The sequence below is a fragment of the Chitinophaga filiformis genome (assembly GCF_021646545.1).
GTDB classification, from domain to species: Bacteria; Bacteroidota; Bacteroidia; order Chitinophagales; family Chitinophagaceae; genus Chitinophaga; species Chitinophaga filiformis_A.
Map to the genome: position 1 here is coordinate 388,856 of NZ_JAKIRP010000001.1, position 16,902 is coordinate 405,757.

The 16,902-nt window shown below is 45.1% G+C and carries 10 protein-coding genes; 5 read left to right on the plus strand and 5 right to left on the minus strand.

The genetic code is table 11. The features are described from left to right. Nucleotides 1–4: 4 nt before the first annotated feature. The gene (gene rbfA / locus L3C95_RS01585) at nt 5–379 is read right to left on the minus strand and encodes a 30S ribosome-binding factor RbfA (RefSeq protein WP_236384366.1); all 375 of its coding nucleotides are present in this window, start codon (nt 377–379) and stop codon (nt 5–7) included. A gap of 144 nt (nt 380–523) precedes the next feature. On the opposite strand from rbfA, the gene L3C95_RS01590 reads away from it, so the two are divergent. Continuing rightward, nucleotides 524–2,356: an ABC transporter ATP-binding protein gene (locus L3C95_RS01590; RefSeq protein ID WP_236384370.1), complete on the plus strand. Its 1,833-nt coding sequence runs from the start codon at nt 524–526 to the stop codon at nt 2,354–2,356. A 124-nt stretch (nt 2,357–2,480) separates the two neighbouring features. Then, nucleotides 2,481–4,013 carry a glycosyltransferase gene (locus L3C95_RS01595; RefSeq protein WP_236384372.1) on the plus strand — a complete coding sequence of 511 codons (1,533 nt, stop codon included), beginning with the start codon at nt 2,481–2,483 and terminating at the stop codon, nt 4,011–4,013. 192 nt (nt 4,014–4,205) lie between these two features. Here the strand turns inward: L3C95_RS01595 and L3C95_RS01600 are convergent, their stop codons facing one another. Both L3C95_RS01600 and ileS read right to left on the minus strand, forming a co-directional pair. Continuing rightward, nucleotides 4,206–5,252 (minus strand): TraR/DksA family transcriptional regulator, encoded by a 1,047-nt coding sequence (locus L3C95_RS01600; RefSeq protein WP_236384375.1) that lies wholly within the window; start codon nt 5,250–5,252, stop codon nt 4,206–4,208. A gap of 4 nt (nt 5,253–5,256) precedes the next feature. Further along, complete coding sequence (gene ileS, locus L3C95_RS01605) at nt 5,257–8,811, minus strand: isoleucine--tRNA ligase (RefSeq protein ID WP_236384388.1); 3,555 nt, start codon at nt 8,809–8,811, stop codon at nt 5,257–5,259. Nucleotides 8,812–9,061: 250 nt separating this feature from the next. Between ileS and L3C95_RS01610 the strand changes: the two genes are divergently transcribed. Then, the gene (locus L3C95_RS01610; protein WP_236384393.1) at nt 9,062–9,523 is read left to right on the plus strand and encodes a PepSY-like domain-containing protein; all 462 of its coding nucleotides are present in this window, start codon (nt 9,062–9,064) and stop codon (nt 9,521–9,523) included. Nucleotides 9,524–10,066: 543 nt separating this feature from the next. On the opposite strand, the gene L3C95_RS01615 is transcribed toward L3C95_RS01610, so the two are convergent. Both L3C95_RS01615 and L3C95_RS35070 read right to left on the minus strand, forming a co-directional pair. Further along, nucleotides 10,067–10,606 (minus strand): hypothetical protein, encoded by a 540-nt coding sequence (locus L3C95_RS01615; RefSeq protein ID WP_236384396.1) that lies wholly within the window; start codon nt 10,604–10,606, stop codon nt 10,067–10,069. 1,059 nt (nt 10,607–11,665) lie between these two features. After that, nucleotides 11,666–12,589 (minus strand): helix-turn-helix domain-containing protein, encoded by a 924-nt coding sequence (locus L3C95_RS35070; RefSeq protein WP_236384397.1) that lies wholly within the window; start codon nt 12,587–12,589, stop codon nt 11,666–11,668. A gap of 252 nt (nt 12,590–12,841) precedes the next feature. Between L3C95_RS35070 and L3C95_RS01625 the strand changes: the two genes are divergently transcribed. Together L3C95_RS01625 and gyrB are read left to right on the plus strand one after the other, a co-directional pair. Beyond that, complete coding sequence (locus tag L3C95_RS01625) at nt 12,842–14,521, plus strand: hypothetical protein (protein WP_236384399.1); 1,680 nt, start codon at nt 12,842–12,844, stop codon at nt 14,519–14,521. A gap of 116 nt (nt 14,522–14,637) precedes the next feature. After that, entirely contained in the window at nt 14,638–16,617 is a 1,980-nt protein-coding gene (gene gyrB / locus L3C95_RS01630) for a DNA topoisomerase (ATP-hydrolyzing) subunit B (RefSeq protein ID WP_236384402.1), read from the plus strand. Nucleotides 16,618–16,902: the final 285 nt, after the last annotated feature.

Genomic DNA, 16,902 nt, shown 5'->3' on the forward strand with positions numbered 1-16,902 from the left:
GATTTTATTTGTTGTCCTTCCCTCCTTCGTCGTCTTTGATCTTCTTGAACAGTTCTTCCATCTTGAATACGTAATCCAGCGTATCATCGAGGAACAGTGAGATCTCAGGTACACGGCGTAACTGTTTCCCCACACGATTTCCCAGTTCTTTCTTGATCTCACCCATTCTTTCCTTGATCCGGTTTACCATAGCGTGGTTATCGGCTATCTGGAACATGCTCAGGTACACTCTTGCCTCCAGCAGATCTGGCGTCATACGTACGGTGGATATAGAGATCATTCCACCTTCCAGTACGTTGAACCCCATACGCTGAAAAATATCACTGAGTTCTTTTTGTAACAGTTGCCCGATTTGTTTCTGTCTTTTGCTTTCCTGCATAATATTTTAAGATTTGAGATTGTATTAACTTGCACCCTTAATTCAATCTTCTCCGGCAAAGATAAGGAAACGGGCATGTGCTGACAGATATAAAATCGGCCCCTGCTTCCGGAAAGGTTAACAGATAAGATAAATAATCGTAAGATGAAGACTTTTTTCAGGTTGCTGAGTTTGTCGAAGCCCTATCACCACTACATCCCGGAATATGTTGTGTACGTGCTGCTTTATACCATTTTCGGCTTAATGAACTTTACACTGCTCATTCCATTGATGAATGCACTGTTCAATGCCGGCGAACAGGAAATGGTGACGCACATGCCCGCTTTTTCATTCTCCATAGCTTATTTCAAAGATGTTTTCAATTATTACCTGACATCGCTGCTCCAGCAATATCATGGCAATAAGTTCCCTGTACTGATATACATATGTGTGGTCCTCTTTGTCAGTATCGTGCTGAAAAACGTGTTCGGCTACCTGAGCCAGAAGGTACTGACACGCATGCGCGTGAACATGCTGCGCAAAATGAGGGACCAGGTATTCCATCAGTACACCACACAATCCATGGGGTTCTTTCATAACGAACGCAAAGGAGACCTCTTGTCAGTACTCAGTGGCGACGTGGTGGAAGTAGAGAACTCCGTGACCACTGCCATGCAGACCCTTCTCCGTGATCCACTCGTGATCATATCTACCTTCATCGCCCTGTTTACTTTGTCTAAAGAACTGACATTTTTCACATTGTTATTCTTTCCTATTTCCGGATTGATACTCAGCACTGTTTCCAAAAAGCTGAAAAAGCAATCCAACCAGGGCCAGCTGCTGTTAGGTAAGTTATTGAATATCACTGAAGAAACACTGTCAGGTGTGCGTATCATCAAGGCGTTCAATGGCGAATCGTTTATTAAGAACAGATTCCATCAGGATAATCTTACCTATGCCCGCACCTTCAAGTCGATGCAGGACCAGCGTGAGATGGCGTCTCCTGTATCTGAAATTTTAGGAGTATTGGTAGTGATTGTGATCATGCTGTATGGTGGCCGCCTGATACTGTTGGGCGACAACTCACTGACCGGAAGCGCCTTCATTGCCTACCTGGGCTTCTATTTTCAGATCCTGGCGCCTGCCAAGTCTATTGGCACTGCATTCACCGCTTTACCAAGAGGGATAGCCGCCGGCGAGAGAGTGCTGCGCATCATGGACCTGCCCAACAACATCGTTGACAAACCGGATGCAAAATCACTACCCAGCTTTGAACGTGAGATCAGCTTTGACAATGTATCCTTTGCATATAAGGAAAATCCGGTGCTGAAAAACGTACAGCTGAAAATAGCCAAAGGCCGTATGGTAGCGCTGGTAGGTAAAAGCGGGGCTGGTAAATCCACCATGGCCGATCTGATTCCCCGTTTCTATGATGTTACCTCCGGTAGTATCCGGATTGACGGGCAGGACATCCGCGACGTAAAAATGCATGACCTCCGGGCATTAACAGGTATGGTATCCCAGGAGGCTATACTCTTTAATGATACTGTTTTTAATAATATCGCCTTCGGCCAGCCGGATGCTGACCGGGAAGCTGTGATCAATGCAGCTAAAATTGCCAATGCCCATGAATTTATTGTGCAGCTTGAAAACGGTTATGATACCTCTATCGGCGACCGGGGTATGAAACTCAGTGGTGGTCAGCGCCAACGTCTGACTATCGCACGCGCTATCTTTAAGAATCCTCCCATCCTCATACTTGACGAAGCAACATCTGCATTGGACACAGAATCTGAAAAGCTGGTGCAGGATGCACTGGACAGACTGATGGAAAATCGCACCACTATCGTCATTGCACACCGTCTTTCCACTATTCAGCATGCCGATGAGATCGTAGTGCTGGACAAAGGAGAGATTAAGGAGCAAGGCACGCATGATCAGCTGATTGGTAATAATGGTATTTACAGAAAGCTGGTAGAGATGCAGGAGTTTAAATAGTATTAAAATAGCAGCCCCTGCTATGGCCCCATTTTTGTGGCCCATAGGCCCTATGTCAGACACGGCCTATGGGCTTTTTTATTTTCTATAGGCAGATTATTTCACTTAAAACAAGCGTTCGCCTATGATTTCCATTATTATTCCGGTTCTGAATGAAGGGGCTACATTACGCCAGGTAATAAAAACCATCAAAAAGACAACTAGAAAGATCGAGATCATTGTGGTAGATGACAACTCCAATGATAATTCTGTAGAGGAGGCCATGAAGGAGAAAGTACGTGTCATTACCAGTAGTCAGCGGGGCAAGGGCATCTCCATGCGGGAAGGCATGATGGCGGCTAAAAATGAAATTGTGATGTATGTGGATGGCGACATTCTCACTTATCCGGACAATATTGTAGAACTGCTGACAGACCCTATTGTGGAAGGTAAAGCAGACTTTGTAAAATCCTATTTCGAGCGGCAGGCAGGCAGGGTCACGCAGCTGGTAGCCAAACCTCTACTGAGCATTCTGTTCCCGGAACTGGCCAGTTTCAATCAGCCGCTCAGTGGTATGATCGCAGCCAGGAAATCCCTGTTATCGAAGGTCCGTTTTGAAAATGACTACGGTGTGGACATTGGCCTGTTGATAGACATGCATGTAATGGGCGCCCGTATTAATGAAGCCAATATCGGGCGGGTGGAAAATGCGATGCAGACCTGGGAGCAATTGAGTAAGATGTCCAGGGAAGTATCCCGCACCATTCTCAGGAAGGCGGAAAATATTCCGCAGGAGAACCTTGAGACGCTGGGTAAGATTAACATCATCAGGGAGCAGATGGAATATTCTATCCTGGAATCTATTGACAAGCTGCACAAGATGGTCATCTTTAACCTGGACGAGGCCATTTTCGGAGAAGATTATCTCATGGCAGCAGCCAGAGAGTTTGGGTTCGGTCATTCCCTGCAGCAGATCAGGGAACATTTTACTGATCCCGCCATCATTCTCGAGCACACGGCTTCACTGTTTCAGGACAGGAACCTGGCAGAATTGCTGGAGGTGGCGGATGCCATTCCGCTGGTGCCGGATATCAAGAGTGTGGTGAGGGAACTAAAGAAACGGGGGTATACCTGTGGTGTTATCACTGACGGATTTGAGTGTGTGGCGCGTCATATCAAGAATAAGCTGGGGATGGATTTTGCCTTTGCTAACAAGCTGCACCTCTACAATAGTGTGGCTACCGGAGAGGTGACGATCCCTGAATATTTCCTGTGTCAGGATAAAAATATGCCTTCACAGCCTCCGGTTTATTGTAAGAGCAATATATTAACCTATATTGCAGACAAATACCACGTCACGTCACAGAACATTATATATGTAGGCAGCGGTTCTGATGGCATACAACTACTCGAAGAAGCAGGAATAGGTGTCGCATTTGATGCAGTAAGCCCCGACACAGAAAAAGTTGCCGATAAAATTATTCCCGGCCCATGGATGGAACCGTTGTTGCAGATTGCCCAGGCCAGTCCCGAAAGGTTCAAGCTGCGCTTACCGGCGATCAGTAAGAAACAGGCAAGACGGATAGGCGTAGGCAGCCTTATCGGACTAGCGTCCGCTGGGTTGTTATACTTTGCGGCCAGGCAGATCAATAAAAGCAAGAAACCAGTGGTTTCATAAAGATAATCTCCTTGAAGCCCCTGTTTATTTACACTGGCGTTCCTTCTGTTGACAGGAGGGACGCTTTTTTTATGACAAAAAAAATCCTGATCTGCCCTCCGCTTTCACCCAGTGGCAGTGCCATTCTGTGCTTAACGGATTCGTAGATCAGGATCTCTAATATGAGAGAACCGGTATTCCGGTTGCTTTTCCTTATTTGCTTTTCGCCAGTTTCGCTTCGATGCTCAGCGTAGCGTGTGGTACAGCACGCAGACGCGCTTTATCGATCAGCTTACCGGTAACACGGCATATACCGTAGGTTTTGTTTTCGATACGCACGAGGGCTTTCTCCAGGTGGTCGATGAACTGGATCTGGCGGCTGGCCATCTGGTTCAGCTGTTCCCTTTCCTGGGAGCCACTGCCATCTTCCATGCTCATGTATTTGTTTTCGGTATCATCAGTACCCGCTTCATCTTTACGGGTGATGAGGCCCTGCAGGTATACCAGTTCCTTCTTAGCTGCTTCGAGCTTTTTCAGGATGAGGTCTTTAAATTCCTGCAAATCAGCGTCACTATAGCGGTAAACAGGACCTGCCGGCTGCTCTGGCTGGTCGAGAACAGACTTAGTGAACTCTGGCTGGTAAGTAACCAGTGTAGTTGCTTTGGTGCTTTTTTTGTCAGTTTTTTCAGCACGTTCAGCAGGCTTCTCAGCTTTCGCTGGCGCTGCTTTCTCAGTTTTTTGCACCTTGTCCGCTGTTTTTTTACCGGCGTCCTTTGCAACAACTTTTTCTTTATCTTCTTTATTATTCTTTACTGGCATTATTACTTCTTTTTCTTCTGGCTTGGAAATTTGTTTGTCTTTATCTGCAGTAACGCTCGGCGTCACCACTTTCTTTATATCAGGCACTTTCGCGGAAGAAGCTGCAGGCTTAGCAGTAGCCGCTGCTTTCTTTACGGGTTGCACCGCCGGAGCTGCTATGGGTGCTTTCTTTACTACAGATTTACTGGACGAAGCCGTCTGGGAAACTGTTGATTTTTTGGCAACAACCTTTTCGGTTGCGGTGGGTTTGACCTGTTTGGTAGCAACTTTTGGCGCAGAAGTCTTGGCGGCCGGTTTCGCCGGAGCTACTGCTTTCTTGGCTGTGGCAGATTTCACTGCTACAGTTTTCCTGGCAGGTGTAGCCTGCTTCACCGGAGCTTTCTTGGCCGGTGTTGCTGCCTTTTGGGTCTTCTTAATAGCAACTTTTTTGCCTGTTGCCATGGGATTAGCTTTTTTTGTTAACTAATACGTTGAATGTCAAATCATTTACTTCTATTTCAATACCTTCCTGTAATTCCGGCACTATTTCCAGACTATCTGCCAAAATTTCCGTGCAAATATAGTCATTATAGTTAATAATCGCCGATTTCAGGCTGTCTATTACTGCCACTTTTACGTGTATCCTGTCGGTCAATTCGAAGTCGCTATCCTTCCTGATCTTCTGTATACGGTTCACCAGTTCACGGGCATTACCCTCATCCAGCAACTCTGGTGTAATAGTAATATCAAGCGCTACCGTGAGGGCGCCTTTATTTGCGACTGTCCAACCGGGAATATCTTCGGAGATGATCTCTACGTCTGATAATTGTATAGGTAGTTGTTCATCTTCAACCTGAAGGATAAATTCTCCACTGCGTTCAAGGGATGCGATATCCGCTGCTGAGAATGCGCTGATAGCTGCTGCTACGGCTTTCATCTTTGCCCCCATTTTTCCACCCAGGGACTTGTAGTTCGGCTTGATCTTTTTCTTGATGAAACCTTCCGTTTCCGTAAGATAGTCAATACCTTTCACATTCACCTCACTTTTTATCAGGTCCTCTATTTTTTCAATCTGCTCTTTTATATGAGCATTTTGAACGGGTATTAATATCTTTTGTAACGGCTGACGCACTTTAATGTTCACTTTCTTTCTGAGAGACAGTACCAGCGAGGATATATCCTGTGCCAGCTGCATTCTCTCCTCCAGGTCGGCGTCTATCGCTGTAGGCACGACTGCAGGGAAATTCATGTGATGTATGGAAGCGTCCGCATGGCGGTTACTTACATTATTCAGATTTCCAAATAACCAATCTGCAAAGAACGGTGACACCGGGGCCATTAAACCAGCCAGTGTTTCGAGACATTCGTACAAGGTCTGGTAAGCCGAGATCTTGTCATGAGCATATTCTCCCTTCCAGAAACGGCGACGGCAAAGACGCACATACCAGTTACTCAGGTGCTCGTCAACAAAAGTCTGCACTGCCCTGCCCGCCTGGGTAGGCTCGAAGTCATTAAGATAACCTGTTACGTCTTTCACCAGTGTATTGAGCAGGGAAATGATCCAGCGGTCTATCTCCGGACGGTCTTTCAACGGAATGTAGGCTTCCTTGAAAGTGAACTTGTCCAGGTTGGCATACATTGCGAAGAAATTATACGTATTGTACAGGGTGGAGAACAGCTTACGCTGCACTTCACGGATGCCTTCAATATCAAATTTCATGCTATCCCACGGAGAAGCGTTGGTAACAAGGTACCACCGTGTTGCGTCCGCCCCAAATTGTTCCAATGTAGCGAACGGATCCACAATATTACCCAATCGCTTACTCATCTTAACGCCATTCTTATCGAGCACGAGTCCGTTTGATACTACCGTCTTATACGCCACATTATCAAAAAGCATCGTTCCCAGCGCATGCAGGGTATAGAACCAACCACGGGTCTGGTCAACACCTTCCGCAATGAAATCAGCCGGGAAGCCCTTCGCGAACTCTTCCTTATTCTCGAATGGGTAATGCCATTGTGCATAGGGCATTGCACCACTATCAAACCAAACATCTATCAGGTCTGATTCACGGTGCATTAGTTGACCTTCATGATCAAAGATGATATTATCAACCATTGGTTTATGCAAATCGATGGTATCTAATATCTCTGCTGTGATCTCAATACAATAATTTTTTACCAGATCTGTAATGTACCAGTTAGCCAATCCAAGATCAACCAACGTGACCTCTTCCTTGACGATCTTCTTTCTGATGGCATCGATATCAACTATGAACATTCCCTGTTCTGCCTGATCCTTACCTTCATATTTGGCATTATGTGTAGCAATACGTTTGCTCAGTTCACTTCCTTCATTCAGTACATCTGCCTTAAATGCATCCTTCTTATCGAAGAGAAGCGCCCCCAGCAACTCAGCTTTAGCTCCCAGACATTTCTGCACAGTGGCCTCCGGATTGTTTACATCCTTATTGGCAACTGTTCTCCATACAGGCAGCGGTGTACCCCAGAAACGGCTACGGCTGAGGTTCCAGTCAACCATATTCTCCAGCCAGTTACCAAAACGGCCTGTACCAGTGCTGGCAGGTTTCCAGTTGATGGTCTTGTTCAGTTCCACCATTTTCTCCTTAACGGCAGTGGTACGGATGAACCAGGCATCCAGCGGATAATACAATACCGGCTTATCGGTACGCCAGCAATGTGGATAGGTGTGTTCGTATTTCTCTACTTTGAACGCACGGTTTTCTTTCTTAAGCTTTACAGAAATGTCTACATCCACATCTTTATATTCCGGATCGCTCTTATAATTCTTTACATAGCGACCACCAAATTCGCCTACTTCATCAAGAAATTTACCTTGACGATCTACCAGCGTCATGATGCCTATACCATATTTCTTTCCTACACGATAGTCATCTGCACCAAATGCGGGCGCGGTATGTACGATACCAGTACCATCTTCCGTAGTAACAAAGTCGCCCAACAACACGCGGAACGGATCTCCTTCTTCCGGCTGTACATATGGCAGCAATTGCTCATAGCGGATATTCTCCAGCTGGCTACCTCTGAAAACAGAGAGCATCTGCCACGGAATGATTTTATCACCTTCTTTATAGGAAGCGAAATCGCCGTCTTCACCTTCTTTCTTGAAGTATTTGCCGATGAGGTCTTTCGCCAGCACCACAAATATGGGCAGGTGAGTATAAGGATTATATGTGCGGATGAGAGTATATTCTATATTGGCTCCTACGGTGAGGCCAAGGTTAGATGGCAAAGTCCATGGGGTGGTTGTCCAGGCCATGAAGAATACTTCTGCCGCTGGATCAACTTTTCTGGCTGCTTCGAACAGGAAAGCAGATTTATCACCTTCCAGGGCTTTAAACATAGCCACCACAGTCGTGTCTTTCACATCTTTATAACAACCAGGCATATTCAGTTCGGCAGAACTGAGACCTGTGCCCGCAGCCGGCGAATAAGGCTGGATACTGACACTCTTATACAACAGGTTTTTGTTATACAGCTCTTTCACACACCACCATAGACTTTCGATATAGTTATTCTCGAAGGTTATATATGGAGATTGCAGGTCAACCCAGTATCCCATCTTACGGGTCAGGTCGTCCCATTTATCTTTAAATTTTAATACTTCTGTACGGCAGGCCTTATTGTAGTCTTCGACAGAAATGGTTTTTCCGATCGCCTCTTTTGTAATACCGAGCATTTTTTCCACACCCAGTTCCACAGGTAATCCATGGGTGTCCCAACCACCTTTACGCTTCACCTGGAAACCACTCATTGTTTTATAGCGGCATACCAGATCTTTCAGGGTACGGGAGATAACATGGTGAATACCAGGCATACCATTCGCACTCGGCGGACCTTCATAAAATACGAAAGGAGTAGCGCCTTCGCGTAGGGACACGCTTTTCTCGAATGCCTGGATCTTTTCCCAGTGCGCCAATATGTCCTTTTCTATCTGCGGTAAATTCAGCTGGTTATATTCCTGATATTTGCTGGCCATAAAACAATTCTCCGCCCTTTGACGTTAATAAAATAAGTTGATTAAAATTCTGCAAAGTTACGGATTTTAGAGCAGCCTTGAAAAAGGCGTGACCACTAAAAAACACAGATTTGCTTTTAATTGCGGTTTTTTTTTGTATTTTTACCGGGCATTAGTTCGTTGCTAGTCTTTTTGGCATTGTTTTGGTAACTACGACGGAAGAAATAAGTTGAAAAACTTAACCCAATTGAAAAACCATATCTGATTATTTATGAAAAAGTTAGTATTAATAATTTGTGTGGCACTCATATCTTCCGGCACAACTTTTGCACAAAAGAAATCAGCAAAAAAAACAAAGAAGGTAGTTGCTAAAGAAGTGGTAGCTCCTGTAGCTGTAAAGGATGCGTTTCAGCAGAACTTTTCAGGCTCGGAAGCAAAGTGGTCGAAGAACTATAGCGGACATTGGGTCGCAAACTTTACAAAAGAAGATGTAAAGACTACGGCTGAATATGACGCAGATGGTAAATGGGTAGCAACCCGTAGTTCATATGCAGGTGACAGGATACCGGAATCAGTATCCACTACACTCAGATCAAAATATCCAAGCGCCACTATTAAGGATGGCTGGAAAATTGAAAGATCAGATGTAGCTGCATATTATAAGGTTAATATTCAGGATAACGGCGTTGAGAAAGTGGTGTTGATTAATGAGAACGGAACCGTTACAGAATAATAACCGCATTAAGTAGTATTTCATAGGTATAGGGATAAATAGGACAGACCCTGCTCTTTTGGGCGGGGTTTTCTTTTTCTATACACTTCAAAGCAAATAACCATGGCAGACGCAACCTACTAATAAGGGTATCCCTCTTTCCACATTTCTTACCCTATTTTTACTATTTCCAGTATTAAGCCCTCTTCTATGTGACTGATAACTAGCAACTTGTCATTTCATAACACATAATGTCATAAGCGATTGTCTGACTTCCTGACAGGAAATCTGCTTTTATCCGTATTCGCTCCGGCGCTATAGTAGAGAGCCTGGCCTCCAGCGGATCTTAAGCGAATACATCGCGAAGATGAGCGGGGTGGTTATTCACGCTAAGTAGCCCGGTTTCAGTATCCTGAGGGCAAGGCTACGCCTGCCCGCGTTTAAACAGGGAACAACATATGTCAAAATAATTCGCGCTGGCTGGTAAATTGGAGAACATTCTAGGCATGCAGGCAAAACTCCCCAATCAGATAGAAGCCATTCGTAAACAGTGAAGACGTCTTTTTATGTAAGCAGCAATTCCTTCACCGTATATCTCCCTGGCAAATTTTCCACTTCCACAATGACTTTACCGCCTGCTGGCAGCGCAGTTACTTTATAATGCCAATCAACGCCGTTCCAGCCCAAAACTGCCCGCCCACTCTCAGTAACAACACCGTCAGCGTCTACTACCTTTACCTCCACTTCTGCCACACGGAACTCATTTTTGGCAGTCACTACCACCTCCTCCTTTTCTAACCTGATACTTTGGATCTCAGGACTGCGGTAAGCATCCTTCACTGCCATATTATAGGCATTTTGTCCTGGTCCTGCCAGTGACGCATAGTAGGCTTTTACCTCCGGATCGGCCATCATTCGCTGCGCTCGTGCCGAAGCAATGGTCATCCTCTCCCTTGCTTCTAACTGCTTTTGGGTAGGCTTTTTCCTTGAAGGGCCGCGTTTCGTCGCCATAATGATCTGCCCATTCCGTTCATAGATCGTGAGTTGTTTGCCGAGGGTTCCCCGTACAAATTGCAGGAGGATATTGTCTTTAACAATGGCCATAAAAAGGTTTTTTGAGGTTATTAATTACAAGGTTACTGTTTCGCTTCTCTAAGGTACCGATAAACTATCATACTTGGTATTAAAATAGTTCTTAAAGGTCACTTCAATATCGAATAGATATATAGATACCCTTTTAATGTCCTTTTATTACCCTTTTGGAGACCTTTCAGTAAGCTCACCGCGAACCGATAGCGTACTTCCCGAGCCGGAGAAAGGATTAACTTATACCTGGGTTGTTTTATCATTTTGATGTGTGGGATTCCCGAATTCTTAAAGCCATTCGGTTCAGGGGTGCGATGCGAGGGGTAGGGAAATAGAAATTTCCTTGCTCAGACGTTTTAAAATTTATGTCGATCACAAAGATCCCTCAGGTTTTCAACTTGATTCCGATAAAATAGTATCACCAGTAGCTCCAGAAAGGAATTGGTCAGTAGGAAAAGAGACGCATATAAAAACACAAACCGTCTCGTTTGAGACGAGACGGCTTTATGTAATTACGGTAGAAAGCTTACCTGGCAAAAATTGCACTTTCCAAAAGGTCAAAATTGGTGTTAATGAGGTGCAAAAATAATTAATGGCTTTACTCATTTTTGCCCAGTAAGCTCTCACCATGGTCAAATCTGATAAGGAAGCTTATAAGGAAGATCAGGATAAATATCTGCCGATCGTGATACAAAGAAACACTAATATTCCGGGGACTATTTGTGTATTCGGGAAAACTAATGATCAAATCGGGAAAAGTATGTTTATAGCACGACAATAACTGTAATACCAAATGGTAACCAATTGATTATGATTTTGTTTATCATACCGGTAAAACAAATAAAGAGGTGATTATTGTCGGCTCGGGAGGCATCATATGTTTTATAATCCCCGAAATGTTGGAGATACCCGGATAACTCCGTTGGTGCAGGAAGTTTAGCTGGGGGTTCGTTTCCCGGATTGTGGAGATGGATTAAAAATGTGCCTGGGACATACCTATAAGATAATAAAAATCCCGCTCTGGTTAGAGCGGGACCATTATATGATAAGTTTTTGATCTTTAGTATTGATTTTCAATTATCTCAGCAGCAATTCACAAGGTTTCAAGCCAGTATGTTTCTTAAATGCTGTAGAGAAATGGGATATACAGGAATAACCCATCAGGATAGCGACTTCGGAAACAGACATGCCTCTTTCATACAGCAGGTTCTTCGCCTTTTCCATCCTTTCTTTCTGGAAATAGTCATAGATGGTAGTGCCGTACATCGCTTTGAAACCCTTCTTCAGGTAACATTCATTCATGGCAACCCGGCGGGCCAGATCACGGATAGTGATGGGCGCATCCAATTGTTCCAATAATATGTCCCTGGCTTTTTCTATCTTTTCGCGGTCTTCCAGCTGTGTCAGGAAACGACAACCAAAGCGGTCGTCCGTATCATTCTGGGCAAACTGGTCTGAACTGAAGAGGAGTAATTCTAACGCCTTGCTCTGAAGGAAGATGTTTTTGAGGGCGCCATCATAATTGTGATGGACCATTTGCTCCAATACCTCTTTGGATTTGGTACTGGGCTGGATCGTTTTAACAAAAGGCTTACGCGACTGCATGTCGAAAAGGGTAGAACTGGTAGCACCTTTCTGCAGTGACTGTATGAAGGAAGGTTGGAAACGGACAGTGATCATGTCGATGGAAGGGGACTTCTGTACACAGTTGTCTTTATGCCCATCCACACATACACGGTCAGTACAACCCGGATTCTGGCAATATTTGTTGCCCGCCACACAATAGCGCAATTCGATGGCAGCAGTCTGCCCTCTCTTGGCCGGTTGATATACCACCATCGCCACATCCTCTACTGGCAACGGACGATCATACGTAAACCGCTGCAAAGCAAAATCGAGACAGTCCGGCACCGTAACGGCGTCGTCCTCTGCCAATTGCAGCTGATCGCTCATAGCGGGCTGCCGGATGGCCAATGATAATATGTCCTGTACCTCTTTCACGCCATTCATTTTGTTAAATCCGTGACAAAAATAGTCATTCAAAATTTATTCAGAAACGTTTTGACATTCAGGTTACAAAGCGAAAACGCCTAAAAAGTGTAGAAATTACATCTAATTTAATGAAAAATAATCACTTATCATTCATTGACAAGTTTCAATATTTTTTTGGCTGGGACAAACAGGTACCTTCTCTACAGGATATGGTAATTTATTATAGGGACTATTGGTATGAATTTCGTTTAATTGTATATGATGCAGAAAAGACCACTCTTTCTACGGATCTGGAAAAAGGTACTCCTTTCCATAATTATATTAATACTATTGGTGCTTGGCGCAGCATGGTACATTGGTCAGCGCTGGAACAAACAGATCCAGTGGCAGCTAAAGGCCTATATCCAGGACATGTCGGATAGCCTGTATACACTACGTTATGCAGACCTCGACCTCAACCCTATCACCGGTAGTCTTACCCTGGAAAAAGTAAGCCTGATAAGAGACCCGGATGTATATAAACGTCTACAGGAGGAACAAAGAGCCCCTAAGCTGATCTACAGCTTTACGGCCGATAGAGTGTCCCTCAGCTACTTTAGGGTATGGCGTTATTTTATGAAGAAGGAGTTTAACGCCGGCTCCCTGGTGTTTGACAATCCGGTGGTCATGCTGGAGACGAATCTGCAGAACAAGGATACGACCGTCCGGAAGAATGCCTATCAAAATATCTCTTCTAAATTAAAGTCGCTCTATCTGGGCACCCTTCTCCTGAGCAATACCAACTTAAGGTACACCGTCGTAAAGCGGGATAGTAGCCTGGTAATGACCCATCTGGAAAACCTGCGTATACAGGTGAAGGATTTTCTTATCGATTCGGTAGCGCTGGAAGATCCGACCCGTTTCCTTTATGCCCGGAACTATGAATTCGGCCTGAAGGAATACCGGTACCGCACGCCAGACAGCCTTTACTGGATGCACGTAGCAGACGTACATTACAGCGCTGAGGAACAAATGCTACGGATCGGCCAGTTTGCCGTCGAACCACGTTACCCCCGGGCGGAATTTGATATCCGTTCCAAAACACAGCGTGACCGCTTTGACGTAAAACTGAATAACATAGAGCTGGCCCGGCTGCAACCACGCATGTTACTGGAGCACCAGGTGATATGGGCGGATAAGCTGACTATTAATAATGGCGTCCTTGATATTTACCATAACCGCAAACTGCCGGAACCACCGGGCAACAAACTGGGGCAATACCCAAACCAGTTGTTCAAAAAGCTGGCGATACCTATATATATAGATAGCCTGGTAGGAAAGAAAACAGATATTTTCTACACAGAGATCAATCCCAAATCGGACGAAGCGGGTAAACTTAGCATCAAACAGGTGCATGGCGTATTCCGCAATGTGACCAATATAGACAGCATGATTGCGAAAAACAGCCATATCACGGCTGATCTTAACGCAATTCTCATGAATAGCGGGAAGCTGAAGGCACACTTTGACTTCTCCATGAAAGATACCCTGGGCGTATTTGGGGTTTCAGGTCAGGTAAAAAGCATGGACGGGAAAGATCTTAATCCCGTACTAAAGCCATTGGCCATGGTACAGGTGAAATCCTGTGATATTCAAGACCTGACTTTTAGCATGACGGGAAACGAACGCAGGGCTTCCGGGCAGGTAAAGTTTATTTACCGCAACCTGAAAGTGAATATTCTGAAAAAAGAGGAGGGCACACACGAGTTCAAAAGGAAGGGGCTGATGAGCTTTTTAGCTAACGTGCTGATCATCAAAGACAGCAATCCTGCCGATGGGGAAACCCGGCTGGCCCACCCCCACTATGAGAGGGATATTAAAAAATCCTTTTTTAACCTGGTCTGGAAAACCTTATTTACCGGCATAAAAGAGACTGCTCTGGGCCCAAATCCGCCTATCTGATTTATGTGGATATCAACGAATCAAAAAGCACCTCTTAAATATGGAAATAAGGCTCATTTTTCGTATTTTTGCACAATTCACGAGAATCCAATTCTAAACAGACTTTACACCCAAATATGAGCGAAGAAATAGCGCAAATAACTACGCCTGCACAAGGAGGATATGACGCGGACAGTATACAGGTACTTGAGGGACTCGAAGCCGTGCGTAAACGCCCGGCGATGTACATCGGTGACATCGGCATTAAAGGACTTCACCATCTGGTGTATGAAGTGGTTGACAACTCGATAGATGAGGCGCTGGCCGGTTATTGTAAGAATATTGAAGTAACGATCTGCGAGGATAACTCCATCCGTGTAGTGGATGATGGTCGTGGTATTCCGACGGGAATGAACACCAAGGAGGGCCGTTCCGCCCTGGAGGTGGTAATGACCGTACTGCACGCCGGTGGTAAATTTGACAAGAATACATATAAGGTGTCCGGCGGTTTGCACGGGGTGGGTGTGAGTTGCGTAAACGCACTCAGTACCCTGTTACATGTAACCGTACGCCGTGAAGGCAAGCTGTTCGAACAGGAATACCAGCGTGGTATCCCACAGTACCCTGTACGCGAGATCGGTGAGGCAGATACTACCGGAACCACTGTCCATTTTAAACCAGACAACGAGATATTTAAAGATACCATCTATAACCGCGAGATCCTTGCAGGCCGTCTCCGTGAACTGGCTTACCTGAACCGTAAGATCAGGATCACCCTGACCGACGAGCGTGAGAAAGACGAAGCGGGTAATTCTATCTCTGAAACTTTTTACAGCGAGGGTGGTATCATTGAATTTGTACAGATGCTGGACCGTAGCGGTCGTCGTAATGGCCTGCTGCCTGATCCGATCTTCATCGAAGCACACGATGCTTCCAGCAATGTAGCCGTAGAAGTAGCTGTGATCTACAATGATTCCTTCAGTGAAAATATCTTCTCCTACGTAAATAACATCAATACCATCGAAGGTGGTACACACGTATCCGGTTTCCGCCGTGCAATTACCCGTGTGTTCAAAAGCTATGGTGATAAGAACAAACTGTTCGAAAAGACCAAAATCGAAGTTACCGGTGATGACTTCCGCGAAGGTCTGAGCGCTATCATCAGCGTGAAGGTGCCTGAACCTCAGTTTGAAGGTCAGACCAAGACCAAACTGGGTAACTCCGATGTAATGGGTGTGGTGGATAGTTCTGTAGCAGCCGTACTGGAAGCATACCTGGAGGAACACCCCCGTGAAGCCAAGATCATCATCAACAAGGTAGTGCTGGCAGCACAGGCACGTGAAGCAGCCCGTAAGGCACGCCAGATGGTACAGCGTAAGAGCGTACTGAGTGGTAGTGGATTACCAGGTAAACTGGCTGACTGCTCTGAAAATGATCCTGAAAAATGTGAACTGTACCTGGTTGAGGGTGACTCCGCAGGTGGTACAGCAAAACAAGGCCGTAACCGTAGCTTCCAGGCTATCCTGCCGCTGAGAGGTAAGATCCTCAACGTGGAAAAAGCCATGGAGCATAAGATATACGAGAACGAGGAGATCAAAAACATCTTTACTGCCCTTGGGGTGACCATTGGTACAGAAGAAGATGATAAAGCCCTCAACCTCTCTAAACTGCGCTATCACAAGCTGATCATCATGACGGATGCTGACGTGGACGGTAGCCACATTGCCACCCTGATCCTGACCTTTATATTCCGTTATATGAAGGCAATGGTGGAACAGGGGTATGTTTACATCGCCCAGCCGCCACTCTACCTGGTGAAAAAGAACAAGGAACAGATCTACGCATGGACAGAAGAAGACCGCAAGGCTGCTATTCTGAAAATAGCCAACGGTAAGGAAGACAGCGTAACCATCCAGCGTTATAAAGGTCTTGGTGAGATGAACGCAGAACAGCTGTGGGAAACTACCATGAACCCGGATAACCGTACTTTAAAACAGGTAACTATCGAAAGCGCTGCCGAAGCAGACCGTGTATTCAGTATGCTGATGGGTGATGAGGTTCCTCCAAGAAGGGAATTCATCGAATCTCATGCAAAATATGCGAAGATCGACGCCTAATTGAATCAATACATAAGTGCAGAATATCAATCTGCTCTTTTATAAATAACTTAAAGGCTGCGGAAATACCTCCGCAGCTTTTTTATTTTCAGCTCAGATCCCTTCAATCAGCTTACTTTAGTGCGTTAACACTTAATCCATCACTTCTAATCCCTGGACTCAGATTTTTTATATGCTTCATTTCCAGACACTTCACCATTTATTGCCTCATAACTGTTAAAAAACTTATAAATATTTTATTTAATTTGTCAGAAAGTAACTAATTTGCAGTCCTATTTATCACTA

What these genes read in the sequence shown, in the direction of transcription:
- rbfA (WP_236384366.1), bottom strand. Translation starts at nt 379, where the DNA reads ATGCAGGAAAGCAAAAGACAGAAACAAATCGGGCAACTGTTACAAAAA.
- L3C95_RS01590 (WP_236384370.1), top strand. Translation starts at nt 524, where the DNA reads ATGAAGACTTTTTTCAGGTTGCTGAGTTTGTCGAAGCCCTATCACCAC.
- L3C95_RS01595 (WP_236384372.1), top strand. Translation starts at nt 2,481, where the DNA reads ATGATTTCCATTATTATTCCGGTTCTGAATGAAGGGGCTACATTACGC.
- L3C95_RS01600 (WP_236384375.1), bottom strand. Translation starts at nt 5,252, where the DNA reads ATGGCAACAGGCAAAAAAGTTGCTATTAAGAAGACCCAAAAGGCAGCA.
- ileS (WP_236384388.1), bottom strand. Translation starts at nt 8,811, where the DNA reads ATGGCCAGCAAATATCAGGAATATAACCAGCTGAATTTACCGCAGATA.
- L3C95_RS01610 (WP_236384393.1), top strand. Translation starts at nt 9,062, where the DNA reads ATGAAAAAGTTAGTATTAATAATTTGTGTGGCACTCATATCTTCCGGC.
- L3C95_RS01615 (WP_236384396.1), bottom strand. Translation starts at nt 10,606, where the DNA reads ATGGCCATTGTTAAAGACAATATCCTCCTGCAATTTGTACGGGGAACC.
- L3C95_RS01625 (WP_236384399.1), top strand. Translation starts at nt 12,842, where the DNA reads ATGCAGAAAAGACCACTCTTTCTACGGATCTGGAAAAAGGTACTCCTT.
- gyrB (WP_236384402.1), top strand. Translation starts at nt 14,638, where the DNA reads ATGAGCGAAGAAATAGCGCAAATAACTACGCCTGCACAAGGAGGATAT.